General features: G+C 41.9%; 12 protein-coding genes. 1 reads left to right on the top strand and 11 read right to left on the bottom strand.

The features are described from left to right. Positions 1 to 20: 20 nt before the first annotated feature. Together xylB and ANCC_RS00055 are read right to left on the bottom strand one after the other, a co-directional pair. Positions 21 to 1490, bottom strand: a complete 1470-nt coding sequence (xylB, locus tag ANCC_RS00060; protein WP_006565399.1) for a xylulokinase — start codon at positions 1488 to 1490, stop codon at positions 21 to 23. Between the two features lie 20 nt (positions 1491 to 1510). Further along, the gene (locus tag ANCC_RS00055) at positions 1511 to 2986 is read right to left on the bottom strand and encodes an L-fucose/L-arabinose isomerase family protein (RefSeq protein ID WP_006565398.1); all 1476 of its coding nucleotides are present in this window, start codon (positions 2984 to 2986) and stop codon (positions 1511 to 1513) included. Positions 2987 to 3206: 220 nt separating this feature from the next. Between ANCC_RS00055 and ANCC_RS00050 the strand changes: the two genes are divergently transcribed. Next, positions 3207 to 4064 carry an Rpn family recombination-promoting nuclease/putative transposase gene (locus ANCC_RS00050; RefSeq protein ID WP_050754266.1) on the top strand — a complete coding sequence of 286 codons (858 nt, stop codon included), beginning with the start codon at positions 3207 to 3209 and terminating at the stop codon, positions 4062 to 4064. A gap of 123 nt (positions 4065 to 4187) precedes the next feature. Here ANCC_RS00050 and ANCC_RS00045 read toward each other — a convergent pair whose 3' ends face one another. The 9 genes from ANCC_RS00045 to dnaA all read right to left on the bottom strand — a co-directional run bounded on the left by ANCC_RS00045 (position 4188) and on the right by dnaA (position 14900). After that, positions 4188 to 4796 carry a DUF4867 family protein gene (locus ANCC_RS00045; protein WP_039946039.1) on the bottom strand — a complete coding sequence of 203 codons (609 nt, stop codon included), beginning with the start codon at positions 4794 to 4796 and terminating at the stop codon, positions 4188 to 4190. A 155-nt stretch (positions 4797 to 4951) separates the two neighbouring features. Next, positions 4952 to 5512 carry a Fe-S-containing hydro-lyase gene (locus ANCC_RS00040; RefSeq protein WP_006565395.1) on the bottom strand — a complete coding sequence of 187 codons (561 nt, stop codon included), beginning with the start codon at positions 5510 to 5512 and terminating at the stop codon, positions 4952 to 4954. Positions 5513 to 5524: 12 nt separating this feature from the next. After that, positions 5525 to 6367 (bottom strand): fumarate hydratase, encoded by an 843-nt coding sequence (locus tag ANCC_RS00035; protein WP_006565394.1) that lies wholly within the window; start codon positions 6365 to 6367, stop codon positions 5525 to 5527. A gap of 77 nt (positions 6368 to 6444) precedes the next feature. Further along, positions 6445 to 8931: a DNA gyrase subunit A gene (gene gyrA / locus ANCC_RS00030; RefSeq protein WP_006565393.1), complete on the bottom strand. Its 2487-nt coding sequence runs from the start codon at positions 8929 to 8931 to the stop codon at positions 6445 to 6447. A gap of 15 nt (positions 8932 to 8946) precedes the next feature. After that, positions 8947 to 10869, bottom strand: coding sequence for a DNA topoisomerase (ATP-hydrolyzing) subunit B (gene gyrB, locus ANCC_RS00025; RefSeq protein WP_006565392.1), 1923 nt, complete (start codon positions 10867 to 10869; stop codon positions 8947 to 8949). Positions 10870 to 10878: 9 nt separating this feature from the next. Continuing rightward, on the bottom strand, positions 10879 to 11964 hold the full coding sequence (recF, locus tag ANCC_RS00020; RefSeq protein WP_006565391.1) for a DNA replication/repair protein RecF: 1086 nt from the start codon (positions 11962 to 11964) through the stop codon (positions 10879 to 10881). Between the two features lie 11 nt (positions 11965 to 11975). Next, entirely contained in the window at positions 11976 to 12185 is a 210-nt protein-coding gene (locus tag ANCC_RS00015) for an RNA-binding S4 domain-containing protein (RefSeq protein WP_006565390.1), read from the bottom strand. A gap of 13 nt (positions 12186 to 12198) precedes the next feature. Next, complete coding sequence (dnaN, locus tag ANCC_RS00010) at positions 12199 to 13302, bottom strand: DNA polymerase III subunit beta (protein WP_006565389.1); 1104 nt, start codon at positions 13300 to 13302, stop codon at positions 12199 to 12201. A 254-nt stretch (positions 13303 to 13556) separates the two neighbouring features. Then, on the bottom strand, positions 13557 to 14900 hold the full coding sequence (gene dnaA / locus ANCC_RS00005; protein ID WP_006565388.1) for a chromosomal replication initiator protein DnaA: 1344 nt from the start codon (positions 14898 to 14900) through the stop codon (positions 13557 to 13559). Positions 14901 to 15000 lie beyond the last annotated feature (100 nt).

Raw genomic sequence — 15000 nt, 5'->3', positions numbered from 1 at the left:
GCTATATTACTTTAAATGATTCAGAGCATTGGATAAAGGAATTTCAGATTCGGATAAATCTGTCTGAAAATCTTATATCGTTTTTCGTACTTTTTGACCAGTTCTGAATCGGGCTTTACTGTATCCACGACTTTCACCAATTTCTTTGCTGCCTCTTCCACAGAATCGTACTCGCCGCATCCGACTGCCGCAAGAATCGCGCCGCCATATCCCGGACCTTCTTCGCTTTCTATAATATCAACTTCAAGATTCAAGACATTAGCCATGATTTTTCTCCAGAGCAGACTCTTTGCTCCTCCTCCGCAGATCGTTGTTCTCTTGATATCAATTCCCAGGGATTTTGCCACTTCCAGTGAGTCTCTCATTGCAAAAGCAACACCTTCCAACACTGCCAGTGTCATATCTGATCTCTTTGTGTCCATAGACATACCGATGAATGCCCCTCTGGCATCCGGATCATTATGCGGAGAGCGTTCTCCCATCAAATATGGAAGGAAAAACACATGGTTTTCTCCAAGATTCTGAACAGATTCCTGCTCTTTTCCATACTCTTTTGTTCCAATAATATCTTCCATCCACCATTTATTACAGGATGCGGCACTCAGCATACAGCCCATCAAATGAAAATGTCCGTCCGCATGTGCAAAAGAATGAAGAGCATTATTTTCATCCACTCCGAAGTTTTTACTTGAAATAAAAATAGTCCCCGATGTTCCCAGGGAGACATTACATCTGCCGTCCCCCACGGTTCCTGTTCCGATGGCCGCTGCCGCATTGTCCCCTGCGCCTGCTATAATTTTTACATTTTGGGGAAGTCCCAATTCTCCTGCAGCTTCAGACGTTATTGTGCCCACTGCTTCATAACTCTCGTAAATATCCGCCACCTGTTCTCTCTTTATACCGCAGATATTCAGCATTTCTTCCGACCAGCATTTATGTTCCACATCAAACAGAAGCATTCCTGATGCATCTGAGACATCAGTACAAAACACACCGGAGAGACGATAGGCAAGATAATCTTTTGGCAGCATAATTTTATGAATTTTTCTGAAATTCTCAGGCTCGTGTTTCTGCATCCATAAGATCTTAGGCGCGGTAAAACCTGCAAAAGCAATATTGGCAGTGTACTGAGACAATTTTTCTGTGCCCACCACTTCATTTAGATACTTACATTCTTCTGCCGTCCTGCCGTCATTCCACAGAATTGCGGGACGGATGACATGATCATCTTTGTCCAAAACGACCAGGCCGTGCATCTGTCCTCCGAAGCTGATGCCCTTGATCTGATTTTTATCCACAACATCCCGGACCAATTCACGTATTCCATCCACAGCAGCATTCCACCAGTCCACAGGGTTCTGTTCTGACCACCCTGGTTTTGGAAATGAAATTGGATACTCTTTGGAAATAATCTTACAAATCTCACCCTGCCCGCTCATTAACAACAGCTTCAGTGCAGAAGTCCCCAAGTCAAGTCCTATGTAATACATCTTTCAGCTCCTTTCCACCATTATGCAAATGGATTCTCAGACGGATACAGCATTCCCTTCGGCTGGTTAAAATCGAGCTCCGTCTGCTCCACTCCCAGATACTTAAATACCTCAAACAGAAGTTTTCCAAAATGTCCGAACGCAACTGCTCCGTGATGCGGGAAGTTCTTTTCTATCAGTATATGACGGTAAAATCTTCCCATTTCCGGTATGGCAAAAACACCAATCCCTCCAAAGGATCTTGTCCTCACCGGGAGTACTTCTCCCTGCGCGATATATGCTCTTAATTTTGCATCTGATGTGCTCTGAAGCCGGTAAAATGTAATGTCTCCCGGTATGATATCACCTTCCAGTGTTCCCTGTGTAGATTCCTCGGGCAGCGTTCTCGTCATGATCAGCTGATTTTTCATTTCGCAAAAAGAAAGCTTTTCTGAAGCCGTATTTCCACAGTGGAATCCCATGAACACGTCTCTGCGGCTGTATTCATAATTATCTTTGATTTCTGTCTCATACATATCATCAGGCACTGTGTTGTTAATATCCAGAAGAGTCACAATATCCCCGCTGACTGCCGTGCCGATAAATTCGCTCAAAGCTCCATAAATATCCACCTCACAGGACACCGGAATTCCCTTTGCTGTCAGCCTGCTGTTCACATAGCATGGAACAAAGCCGAACTGAGTCTGAAAAGCAGGCCAGCACTTCCCTGCAATGGCCACATACTTCCTGGAACCTCTATGCTTATCGATCCAATCCAGGAGGGTCAGCTCATACTGTGCAAGTTTAGGCAGTATCTGAGGTTTTTTATTTCCCTCTCCCAGCTCCTTCTCCATGTCCTTTACAACATCCGGAATCCTCTCATCACCCTCATGTGCCTTAAAAGACTCAAACAAATCCAGTTCAGAATTTTCTTCAATCTCGACTCCCAGATTATAAAGCTGCTTGATCGGTGCGTTGCAGGCTAGGAAATCCTGTGGTCTCGGACCGAAAGAAATAATCTTTAAGTTACGCACGCCGATCACTGCCCTTGCCACCGGTACAAATTCATGAATCATGTCTGCTACTTCCCCGGCAGTCCCCACCGCATATTCCGGAATATAAGCCTTTACATTTCTAAGCTTTAAATTATAGCTGGCATTGAGCATACCACAGTAAGCATCACCCCGGTCATCGGTCAGCTTATCCTGTGTCTCTTCGGCTGCCGCCGCAAACATCACCGGTCCGTCGAATTCTTTGGCCAGTAATGTCTCAGCCGTCTCAGGTCCGAAATTCCCCAGATAAACAACCAATGCGTTGCATCCTGCTTTTTTAAGCTCTTCAAGGGCTTTCTTCATGTCCAGTTCATTTTCAATACAAGTCTCACATTCAAAGATTTCCCCGTATTTCTCCCGATAGGCTTTTGCAGCAAGTTTTCTCCTGTTCTCGGACAGTGACATAGGGAAACAATCCCTGCTGACCGCTGCAATTCCTAAAACTACTTCTGGTATATTTTCCATAAACGTCCCTCCTGGTCAATGGATTTAAGTAATCATTTTATCTCTTTTATTTTACCATTGTTATGTCAAAAGAGCCACAAAAACAAGACGATCATCGCGCTTATAAATCATGAACAAAAGTTATGTTAAATATTTACATTTTAGTGATTATATTGTAAAATAATAGATATTATTGAAATAATTGTTCTTTCATGATAAACTAAAGGAGATAAAACAAAAGATGAAGAAAAATATTTTTGTATCCTTAAAAAATGACTATGCTTTCACTCAAGTTATGAAGCAGCCTAAAGTCATAAAAGGCTTTTTGAGCAGTATCCTTCACATTCAGCCTGAAAGGATTGGAAACATTCATATAAAAGACCGGCATTTGCCTAAGGATCTTCCGGAAGATAAATTATCTATTCTAGATTTATACACAATTGTTGAAGACATAGGGAAGATCAACATCGAAATGCAAGTGTTACCCTATGCATTTTGGGACAGAAGAGTATTCTCCTATTTGTCAAAAGTTTATACACAAGATTTAAAATCAGGACAGACTTATGATTCATGTACCAAATTAATACATATCAGTATTCTTGGATTCAATCAGTTTACGGATACTGATTACTTTTATTCTTCCTTTCATATGAGAGAAGATCAGCGATATACCCTATATAGCGACCAATGGGAAATCCATGTGATTGAATTAAAAAAACTGAGCCAATCTGCAGTAAAAGATGATCATAAATCCCTATATAAGTGGGCATGCCTTATCAGTGCCGACAGAGAGGAGGAACGTATGATAATTGAGAAAGATCCCTATATCGAGGAAGCCGTCAAAGAACTGGAAAAACTGGAACGCGATCCTGAACGTATGGATGAATACCTTTTCCGCCAGAAAAATCTATCCGATTACGCTACACAGATGAAATTCAACAAAGAATTAGGAAAGGCTGAAGGAAAAGCTGAAGGTGAACATATACTTGCCTCTCTGATGCAGAAATTATTTTTAGATGGAAGAATTGAAGATGCCAGGCTTGCTGTCGATAATGAAAATATGAGAATAAAACTTTATAAGGAATATCATTTGATATAATAATTTAATACTAATATCATATATATAAAAATCCGGCAAGACTATAATTATTATCTTAGTCTTGCCGGGTTTTTATATGTTTTAAGCTTGTTTTTCTCTTTTAACGCCTATTCCCAACTTGTATTACACTGCTTCTGTATCACCCTTAAGCCCGTAAAACGCCCCTTCAATATCGGAATCTTTATGAGCAATCAGCCACTTGTTCCTTGCGAACAAAATTTTATCCTTATCCGTTCTTACTTTCATACAAAATGGTTCACTTGTATGTTTTGGTGCAATACAGATAAGCTTAAACCCATATCCGTTTACGTTGCATGGAGCACAGTGAAGTACGCCGCAGTTTAACTCCACGGCTGTGCCCTTCGGGACAAAAAACGCTTCCATTCTGGATGTATGATACTCGTGATTTGGTTCGATATCCTGGCTCAGACCCAGGTACATGACACAGTCTGTCGCTGCAATATGTATGACTTTCGACTTGTGATATTCTACGCCATGAATTCTGTGATTATGCCCGCTCATATATCCGATCTGCACCGGAAGTTCATGAAACAGCTGGCACTGAATTTTATGGCACACCGGCAGTTTCTCCATCTCTTCGACAGACAGCTGTTCTTCCAGATATTTTGAAGCCTTTATACGGTCCATATACTGTTTCAGCTGGCTGAAATCAAAATCTTCTATTACTCTCCCATATTTATTAAATTCGGGGTCAAAAATATACCTTAACATATTATCTGCTCCTTCTTGTTTTTCATTGCTGAGTTTATAAAGAAAATTCATCTTCAATATTCTACATAATACTACCATAAATTACATAAACATTTCTTTTCATTTTCTTTAAGTTTTTGTGAAGTACAGGTATATTGTTGACAATATTTTAAATATTATTCCAAAAAGTTTGCTTTATAATCTACTACTGCCGTCTCATACAAATTATTCCCATGGCTGTCAATCACAACGATTACCGGAAGATTCTCAACTTCAAGCTTCCGAATTGCCTCTGTTCCCAAGTCTTCATACGCAACGACCTCAGATTTTTTGATACACTTTGACAAAAGTGCTCCTGCCCCCCCTACTGCTGCAAAATAGACTGCGCCATTTTCTTTCATAGATTCGATCACGTCCTCAGACCTTTTGCCTTTTCCTATCATGCCCTTTAATCCAAGAGAAAGCATGCGCGGAGTATATTTATCCATGCGGCTGCTGGTCGTAGGTCCTGCCGAACCGATTACCTGGCCTTCCCTGGCTGGTGTGGGGCCGAGATAATAGACAATCTGATTCTTTAAGTTTACCGGCAGTTCCTTTTTTTCTTCTGCCGCTTCATACAGCCTCTTATGAGCCGCATCTCTGGCAGTATAAATGGTTCCGGTCAAATAAACATAATCTCCTGCCCGCAGATTTTTCAGTTCATCGGCTCCGGCGGGTACTGTTACATATTTATCCATCTCTCTAACTCCTTATAAAACCCGATGTACATGGCGGTTCACATGACAGCATATATTTACGGCAAGAGGCATTCCTGCGATATGTGTCGGATAAGTCTCAATATTTACTCCAAGGGCAGTAGTGCTGCCTCCCAGTCCCCCCGGACCAATTCCCAGCTGATTGATCTCCTGTAAGAGTTCTTCTTCCAGGATACGGATATGTTCTTTCTCAGATCTCTGATCAAGGTTTCTGGTCAGCGCTTTTTTTGCCAGAAAAGCTGCTTTTTCAAAGCTGCCCCCAAGACCCACTCCGACGACCATCGGCGGACAGGCATTCGGTCCTGCATCCTTCACGGCTTCTAAAACAGATTTCCTGACACCTTCCGCTCCGTCCGCCGGTTTCAGCATAAATACCCGGCTCATATTTTCACTTCCAAATCCCTTGGGAGCTACTAAAATTTCAAGTTTATCCCCGGAAACGATATCGATATGCACAATCGCGGGTGTATTATCTTTCGTATTTTCCCTGATCAGAGGATCTTTCACGACAGATTTCCTCAGATAGCCTTCTCTATATCCCTGTCTGACCCCCTCATTGACCGCATCGTGGAGGTCCATGCCCTCAATATGCAGATCCTGGCCAATATTTAAAAATACCACAGCCATCCCCGTATCCTGACAAATCGGAATTTGTTCTTCTTGGGCAATTTTCATATTTTCATTGAGCTGGGATAAAATCTGCTTTCCAAGCGGAGTCTTTTCTGTCTCTTTTGCATTTTTCAGCCTGCATTTCATATCTTCTGATAAGGTCAGGTTGGCTTCAATACACATGTCCCTGATACTGCGGATCATCTCATCTGTATGGATCGTTCTCATATTTCCTCCAAAAAATCATTCTGTGATACGCGAAGTCAGAGCACAGACTGCTGATGCCATGCTCTGACTTTTGATCTTTATTCTGTTTCTTCTTCTGAAGTTTCGCTCTCTTGTTCCACTTCTTCATCCCGTACTTTTGCCAGGCTTGCCACAATCACATTGTCGTCTAAATTCATGAGCTTGACTCCCGATGTATTCCGTCCAAGCATAGAAATTCCATCGACTCCCATCCGGATCACAACACCTTCCGTAGTGATCATCATGACTTCATTTTCTTCATCCACAGCCTTGACTCCGACCACATCTCCTGTTTTCTCAGTGATCTTGTAGCAGCGGATACCCTTTCCGCCTCTGTGCTGAGGAGTAAATTCAGTCATGGCAGTCCGTTTTCCCATTCCATTTTCAGACACAAACAGCAATGCTTCACCCTGGGAATTCAGCTGCATGCCGATAACTTCATCGTCTCCATCTAAGTTGATTCCTCTTACACCCATGGCTGTTCGTCCTATAGATCTGACATCTGTCTCATGGAACCTGATGCACTGTCCGTTCTTTGTCACAAGAAATACGTCCTGGTCATTGTCTGTAAACTTCACTTCGATCAATTCGTCATTTTCTTTCAGCGTAATCGCCAGAAGTCCTGTCTTTCTTATATTTGCATACTCCATGATCGGTGATTTTTTCACAACCCCGCTCTTGGTAGCCATAAACAGGTAATGATCCTCTTTATATTCATTGATCGGGATGACCGCCGTTATCTTTTCCTCCGGCTGCAGCTGGATCAGATTCACGATCGCCGTACCTCTGGCCGTCCGGCTGCTTTCTGGAATCTCATAGGCTTTCATCCGATACACTCTTCCCATATTTGTAAAAAACATAATATAGTGATGGGAAGTTGTCATAAACAATTCCTCAATATAATCCTCATCAATGGTCTGCATTCCTTTAATACCTTTTCCGCCTCTGTTCTGGCTTTTGAAGGTATCTACCGTCATACGCTTGATATATCCGAGTTTTGTCATAGTAATGATCGTATTTTCTCTTGGAATCAGATCTTCCATGGAAATATCGTCTACATCAAATCCGATAGAGGTCCTTCTCTCATCCCCATATTTGTCACGGATCAGAACCAGCTCATCTTTGATCACTCCCAAAAGAAGTTTTTCATCGGCAAGAATCGCCTTTAATTCTGTGATCTTTGCCATCAGCTCATTATATTCTTTTTCAAGCTTGGCGCGTTCCAAACCGTTCAGCGCACGCAGCCTCATATCCACGATTGCCTGTGCCTGTGCGTCGGTCAGGGCAAAACGCTCCATGAGCTGTGTCTTCGCCTCCGTGATATTTGCTGCTGCCCGAATGATCTTGATGACTTCATCAATATTGTCCTGGGCAATGAGCAGACCTTCTAAAATATGAGCCCGTTCTTCTGCCTTATTCAGCTCATATTTTGTCCTTCTGGTCACAACGTCCTTCTGATGTTCCAGATAATAATTGAGCATGTCAAACAGATTCAGGATCTTAGGTTCATTGTTTACCAATGAGAGCATGATAACTCCGAACGTATCCTGCATCTGGGTATGCTTAAACAGACGGTTAAGGACGACATTGGCATTGGCATCCCTGCGCAGCTCAATACAGATTCTCATGCCGGTACGGTCAGATTCATCCCGTATTTCTGTAATACCGTCTACTTTTTTATCTTTTACAAGCTCTGCAATCTTCTGAATGAGTCTCGCTTTATTGACCATATAAGGAAGTTCGGTTACGACAATTCTCTGTTTTCCGTTGGCCATCGGCTCAATATCCGTGACGGCACGGACTTTAATCTTTCCGCGCCCTGTCCGGTATGCCTGACTAATGCCCGCTTTTCCTAAAATCGTCGCCCCAGTCGGAAAATCCGGTCCTTTTACAATATCTAATAACTCTTCAATATCTGTAACCTGGTTTCTCTCCACCTGATCATCGATAATTTTTACAACTGCATTGATCACTTCCGTGAGATTATGAGGCGGAATATTCGTAGCCATTCCGACCGCGATTCCCTGTGTACCGTTGACTAAAAGATTCGGAAACCTTGACGGCAGCACCTGGGGCTCTTTTTCCGTCTCATCGAAGTTCGGAATAAAGTTGACCGTATCTTTACCGATATCGGCCAAAAGTTCCATGGAAATTTTGCTGAGCCTTGCCTCCGTATAACGCATGGCAGCGGCGCCGTCTCCGTCCACAGAACCAAAATTTCCGTGGCCGTCTACCAGAGGATAACGGGTCGACCACTCCTGAGCCATATTAACCAATGCCCCATAGATAGAACTGTCACCGTGAGGATGATATTTACCCATAGCATCCCCGACGATACGTGCACATTTACGGTGCGGTTTATCCGGCCCGTTGTTCAGTTCGATCATCGCATAGAGGATTCTCCTCTGAACCGGCTTCAGCCCGTCCCTTACATCAGGAAGGGCCCTTGCAGCGATAACGCTCATGGCATAATCGATGTAGGAATTCTCCATTGTCTGCTTCAGATCAACGTCATGAACTTTATCAAAAATTGTATTCTCGTCCATATATTATATTCCTTCCTATACGTCCAGATTCTGGACATATTTTGCATTGGCTTCAATAAATTCACGCCTCGGTTCCACCTGATCACCCATCAGTGTCGTAAATGTCAGGTCAATCTCAGATGCGGAATCCTCATCGATGGTTACCCGCAGCAGCACTCTTTTATCCGGGTCCATAGTAGTATCCCAGAGCTGTTCTGCATCCATCTCACCCAGACCTTTATAGCGCTGGATCTTGTTATTATTGTCTCTTCCGATCTCATTGACAATATTGTTCAATTCCTGATCAGAGTAAGCATACCAAAACTTTTTATTTCTCTCCACACGGTAAAGCGGCGGCTGAGCCATATATACGTATCCCTCCTTGATCAGATCCGGCATGAACCTGTAAAAGAACGTAAGGAGAAGCGTTGCAATATGGGCTCCGTCCACATCGGCATCTGTCATAATAATAATTTTATGATACCGTAATTTCTCAATATCAAAATCGTCATGAATGCCTGTGCCGAAGGCTGTGATCATTGCCTGAATTTCTTTATTCATCAGAATCTTATCGAGTCTGGATTTCTCTACGTTAAGAATTTTTCCCCTCAGAGGAAGGATTGCCTGGGTTGCACGGGATCTGGCCGTCTTTGCGGAACCTCCCGCAGAATCACCCTCGACGATATAAATCTCACAGTTTTCAGGATTCTTGTCAGAACAGTCCGCCAGTTTTCCGGGCAGGCTGAACCCGTCCAAAGCAGTCTTCCTTCTGGTAAGATCTCTTGCTTTTCTGGCAGCATCTCTGGCTCTCTGCGCCAAAACTGCTTTCTCACATATAATCTTTGCAACTGCCGGATTTTGTTCCAGAAAATAGGTAAGCTGCTCATTGACAATGCTGTTGACTGCTCCTCTGGCTTCGCTGTTTCCAAGCTTTTGTTTTGTCTGTCCCTCAAACTGAGGCTCGCCAAGTTTAATGCTGATGACGGATGTAAGTCCCTCACGGATATCTTCTCCGGAAAGATTACTCTCATTTTCCTTCAGCAGCTTATTCTTTCTTGCATAATCATTAAAGGTTGTTGTCAGCGCGTTTTTAAAGCCGGACAGATGGGTTCCCCCTTCCGGCGTAATAATATTATTGACAAAGCTTAAAGAGTTTTCGTTATAGGAGTCATTGTGCTGCATAGCAACCTCCACATAAACCCCGTCTTTTTCTCCCTCACAGTAGATTACCTGATCATAGAGGGCTTCTTTTCCTCTGTTTAAATAAGTGACAAACTCCTTAATCCCGCCTTCATAGTGGAATACTTCTTCGACAGGTTCTTCCTGACGGTCATCTCTGAGAATAATTCTCAGGTTTTTCGTCAAAAATGCTGTCTCACGCAGACGCTGTCTCAACACTTTATATTCAAATATTGTTTCTTCGAAGATTGTATCATCGGGCAGGAAGCTTACTTCGGTTCCGTTTAATTCAGTCTCTCCCACAACCTTCAGAGGATAACATACTTTTCCCTTTTCATATCGCTGATTATATATTTTCCCATCTGTATGAACATTGACTTCCAGCCAGTTGGACAGAGCATTTACTACGGATGATCCCACACCGTGAAGTCCTCCGGAAACCTTATATCCTCCGCCTCCGAATTTTCCTCCTGCGTGAAGAATTGTAAATACGACTTCCACGCTGGATACGCCCTTTTTCTTATTCATCCCTACCGGAATCCCTCTTCCGTTGTCACGCACCGTAACAGAATTATCTTTGTTCAGTGTCACATAAATCGTATCACAGTAACCTGCCAGTGATTCATCGACCGCATTGTCCACAATTTCATATACCAAATGATGAAGCCCTTTGGCGGATGTACTTCCAATATACATTCCGGGCCTTTTTCGTACAGCTTCCAGTCCCTCCAGGATCTGAATCTGATCCGCACCATATTCTCCTTTTTTCTCAGTGCCCATACGTTCCTCCTAATTTTCTCTGACAATTTTACCTGATTTGACCTGAAACATTTTGTCAATCTGCAGATGACTGTTAATAAATTCTTCCAGCCCTGTGCATGTGATCAAAGTCTGAATGTCTTTTATACTGTCCAAAAGATAATTCTTCCGGCTGCTGTCCAGTTCTGACAGCACATCATCCAGGAGCAGAATCGGTGTCTCTCCGGTCTGTCTTTTTACTAACTCAATCTGAGCAAGTTTCAATGAAAGGGCTGCTGTCCTCTGCTGCCCCTGTGACCCAAATTTGCGGATATCAATTCCATTTACCAAAAATTCAATATCATCGCGGTGAGGCCCTGCCCCTGTGGAAGCATATTTTAAATCAATCTCTCTCTTTCTCTGTAAAACGGTCAGAAATTCATCATAGTTTACACTATAATCATATTTCAAAACAATTTTTTCTTTTTTTCCCGTCAGATTCTTATGGATCTCCCTGATGATCTCATTGAGATCCTCAATAAATTTCTGCCGGTACCGGATGACCTCCGATCCATATTTGACAAGCTGGAGATCCCAACTGTCTAATGTATCCAAAAGTTCACGCTGGTAAGCTAGCTGCTTTAGTAAGTTATTCCTCTGTGCCATCACCCTGTTATAGCTGGAAAGCTGATGAAGGTACATTTTTTCAAGCTGTGAAAGCTCAATATCTAAAAACTTTCTCCGCTCAGAAGGCCCGTTTTTTATAATACTCAGATCTTCCGGCGAAAAAAATATGACAGGGACAAAGCCAAGAAGATCGCTGGATCTCTTGATGGGAATCCGGTCAATGGCCGCACCCTTTGTCCTGCTCTTTTTCAGATGCATGTCAATCTGGTGCCCAATGTCCTGTTTCATCAGATGAATCCTTATATGGGATTCATTTTCTCCGAAACGTATGATCTCCTTATCCTTGCTTCCGCGGTGGGACTTGGTTGTTGCCCCCAGATAAACTGCCTCAAGGATATTCGTCTTCCCCTGCGCATTATCACCGTACAAGATATTGGTGCCGCTGGAGAACTCAATGATCAGACGGTCATAATTCCGATAGTTTTTTAACTCTAAAGACTGAATATACATAAGGCACCCGATTATTTCACAATTTTTACAGCCTGTCCGTCAAATTCGATGACTTCTCCGCCGTACAGCTTTTTTCCCCTTCTCGTATCAATCTCTCCATCGACACTGACCAGTCCGTCCTGAATGACGATCTTTGCCTCCACCCCTGAACTTACAAGACCGGCAGCCTTTAATGCCTGGCCGAGTTTTATATACTCTTCACTCAATTTAATCTGCTCCATCAAGATTTCCTTTCTAGTGATTGAAATTTACCGGAAGTATTAAGTAAATATAGGATTCCGAATCATCCTTGATAAAGCAGGGCGCCTTCGGATTAACAAGGTATATATTGATTTCCTCATCATCAATGACACGCAGTACATCCATCAAAAATTTTGGATTAAATCCAATCAGGATATCCCTTCCCTCTTTCTGAATCAGGATGTTTTCCTCCATTGATCCGAAGAAAGATGAAATACTCAGCTCCAGAGAATTATCAGTGATATTGATAACGATAGGTTTCTTGTCAGATTCTCTGATCAAAAGACTGGCACGGTCAATACAGTCCAAAAATTCCTTTTTGTTGATCGTGATCTTCGTCTCATAATCACTGGACAGCATCTGACTTATCTTATAGTATTCCCCTTCCAAAAGTCTTGAAACAACTCTGGTCTGATCAAATTCAAATAAGATATGCTTATTCGTCACGTAAATTATAACATCTTTTTCCGCATCACCTGAAATAATTTTTGTAATTTCCTGAAGTGTCTTTCCTGGAACGACAACTTTAAAAGAATCATAACTCTCTTTTAATTCAATGTTTCTGATGGAAATTCTGTGTCCGTCCAGCGATACAACATTTAATTTTTTGTCTTCAACCTCAAACAGCTCACCTGTCATGAGTTTATTATTTTCATTGTCAGAAATAGAAAATATTGTCTGCCTGATAACTTCTTTCAGAGTAAACTGAGACAAAGTGATGCTTTTTTCTTTTTCAATCTCCGGAAGATATGGGAATTCTGATCCTTCCTGTCCCACAATATGAAAACATGCTTTTTCACAAGTGATAGTTGCTTTGTAATCAGAATCTGTTTCGATCGTAACATCATTATCCGGCAGTTTTCTGACGATCTCAAAAAATAACTTGGCATCCAGAGCGATTTTTCCCTGTTCTAAAATATTTCCTTCTATGTTTGTCTCGATGCCCAGTTCCATGTCATTTGCAGTCAATGTAATTGTACCGGCACTTGCCTCCATAAGAATGCATTCAAGAATAGGAAGTGTTGTCTTATTGGAAACGGCTTTGGATACAATGCTGACACCGGAAACCAGGTCGCTTTTATTACAAACGATTTTCATATTGTGTATAACTCCTTTCAGGTTCAAAAATACTTAAATATATATTAAAAATCCGCAGTATAAGCCGTAGGGGCTGTGGATTTGTGAATAACCCTAAAAAACGGCTTAATTTAAGGCTGAATCAGGGTTAATAACTTGTTAAAAAGCCACGGATAAAGCTTTCATAACTCGAAGGTTATCAACAAGCCTGAAATTAAGGTTTTCATTATCAACACAAAAGACACAGGTTATCCACAACATTGTGTGTATAAGCCTTATGAAGGGTTCATTTTTTTAATAATAACGTCAAGGGTCGTGGATAAAGAAGAATCTTTCTGTAAATCCTTCTCAATCTTCTCTGAACCATGAATGACCGTAGAGTGGTCTCTTTTTCCGAGATACTCACCTATTTTTACAAAAGAAGTATCCGTAAGTTTCTTGCACAGGTACATACAGATCTGCCTTGGATATGCGATATCATGGCTTCGTTTTTTGGATATAATATCAGCCGGCTGGATGTTAAAATGTTCAGCCACCGTAGTGATGATCAGATCTGGTGTAATTTTTACAACAGTATCATTGTCCACAAGGTCTTTTAGGGCAATTTTAGCTAAATCAAGATCAATCGGTCTTTTTTCGAGTTTGGAATATACCCTGATCTTGTTCAGTGCTCCTTCCAGTTCTCGAATATTCGATTTAATGTTTGAGGCTATGTAGTCAAATATAGCATCGTCGATATAAATGTGATCCAGTTCAGCGCGTTTTCTTAAAATCGCGATTCTCGTCTCATAATCAGGAGGCTGAATATCTGCCGTCAGCCCGCAGCCAAAACGGGTCCTCAAACGTTCTTCCAAAGTCTCGATTTCTTTCGGAGGCTTATCGGAAGATATGATAATCTGGCTTTTGGAATTATACAGAGCATTAAATGTATGGAAAAACTCCTGCTGGGTGCTGTCTTTACCTATTATAAACTGAATATCATCGATCAGGAGTACGTCGATGGTCCTGTATTTGTTTCTGAGCTCTTCCTGTTTGTTGTGATGGATCGCATTGATGACTTCGTTGGTGAAATCTTCACTGGTCACATACAGGACCTTGAGTTTGCTGTTATTTTCCATAATGTAATGGGCGATTGAGTGCATCAGATGGGTTTTCCCCAATCCGGCGCCGCCGTATAAAAAAAGCGGATTGTAAGCTTCCGCCGGAGCTTCTGCCACAGCAATGCAGGCGGCATGAGCCATCTGGTTGTTTGTTCCGACGACGAAACTGTCGAACGTATATCTCGGATTTAAGTTATTGGAATCCTGAAGCTGGGTATCCGTGCGGGATGCAGGAGCCTTTTTCTTCTTAGCTTCTTCCAGAACAAAAGAAATTTCGTATTTTTTACCTGTGATATCCTGAATGGCCAGAGAAATATAAAAGTCATACATCTTACTTTCAATAAAATGTATGCCTCTGGCATCAAAATTACTGTTCAATGACAAAACAATCTGATCGTCTTTCACTTCTTTAATATTGAGGGGTTTAATCCAGGCGTTGATGGCAGCACTTGAAATATCGTGTTCCTGTTCAAGTTTTAACAAAACGTCATCCCAGATCGCTTCGATTTTTTTCTTCATTGATTTTTACGGACCTCTTTCTAAATAAGTTTAAAAAAATACACTATTACTAGTGTATAACAAAAGAATTTTTTTTTCAATGTTTCTTTCATATAATAAG

It is taken from the genome of Anaerostipes caccae L1-92 (assembly GCF_014467075.1).
GTDB lineage: Bacteria > Bacillota > Clostridia > Lachnospirales > Lachnospiraceae > Anaerostipes > Anaerostipes caccae.
The sequence above is the reverse complement of the archived record's forward strand: the minus strand, read 5'-3'. Positions and strand labels throughout refer to the sequence as shown.

What these genes read in the sequence shown, in the direction of transcription:
- ANCC_RS00015 (WP_006565390.1), bottom strand. Translation starts at nt 12,185, where the DNA reads ATGGAGCAGATTAAATTGAGTGAAGAGTATATAAAACTCGGCCAGGCA.
- ANCC_RS00035 (WP_006565394.1), bottom strand. Translation starts at nt 6,367, where the DNA reads ATGAGAACGATCCATACAGATGAGATGATCCGCAGTATCAGGGACATG.
- ANCC_RS00055 (WP_006565398.1), bottom strand. Translation starts at nt 2,986, where the DNA reads ATGGAAAATATACCAGAAGTAGTTTTAGGAATTGCAGCGGTCAGCAGG.
- dnaA (WP_006565388.1), bottom strand. Translation starts at nt 14,900, where the DNA reads ATGAAGAAAAAAATCGAAGCGATCTGGGATGACGTTTTGTTAAAACTT.
- xylB (WP_006565399.1), bottom strand. Translation starts at nt 1,490, where the DNA reads ATGTATTACATAGGACTTGACTTGGGGACTTCTGCACTGAAGCTGTTG.
- ANCC_RS00050 (WP_050754266.1), top strand. Translation starts at nt 3,207, where the DNA reads ATGAAGAAAAATATTTTTGTATCCTTAAAAAATGACTATGCTTTCACT.
- ANCC_RS00045 (WP_039946039.1), bottom strand. Translation starts at nt 4,796, where the DNA reads ATGTTAAGGTATATTTTTGACCCCGAATTTAATAAATATGGGAGAGTA.
- gyrB (WP_006565392.1), bottom strand. Translation starts at nt 10,869, where the DNA reads ATGGGCACTGAGAAAAAAGGAGAATATGGTGCGGATCAGATTCAGATC.
- dnaN (WP_006565389.1), bottom strand. Translation starts at nt 13,302, where the DNA reads ATGAAAATCGTTTGTAATAAAAGCGACCTGGTTTCCGGTGTCAGCATT.
- gyrA (WP_006565393.1), bottom strand. Translation starts at nt 8,931, where the DNA reads ATGGACGAGAATACAATTTTTGATAAAGTTCATGACGTTGATCTGAAG.
- ANCC_RS00040 (WP_006565395.1), bottom strand. Translation starts at nt 5,512, where the DNA reads ATGGATAAATATGTAACAGTACCCGCCGGAGCCGATGAACTGAAAAAT.
- recF (WP_006565391.1), bottom strand. Translation starts at nt 11,964, where the DNA reads ATGTATATTCAGTCTTTAGAGTTAAAAAACTATCGGAATTATGACCGT.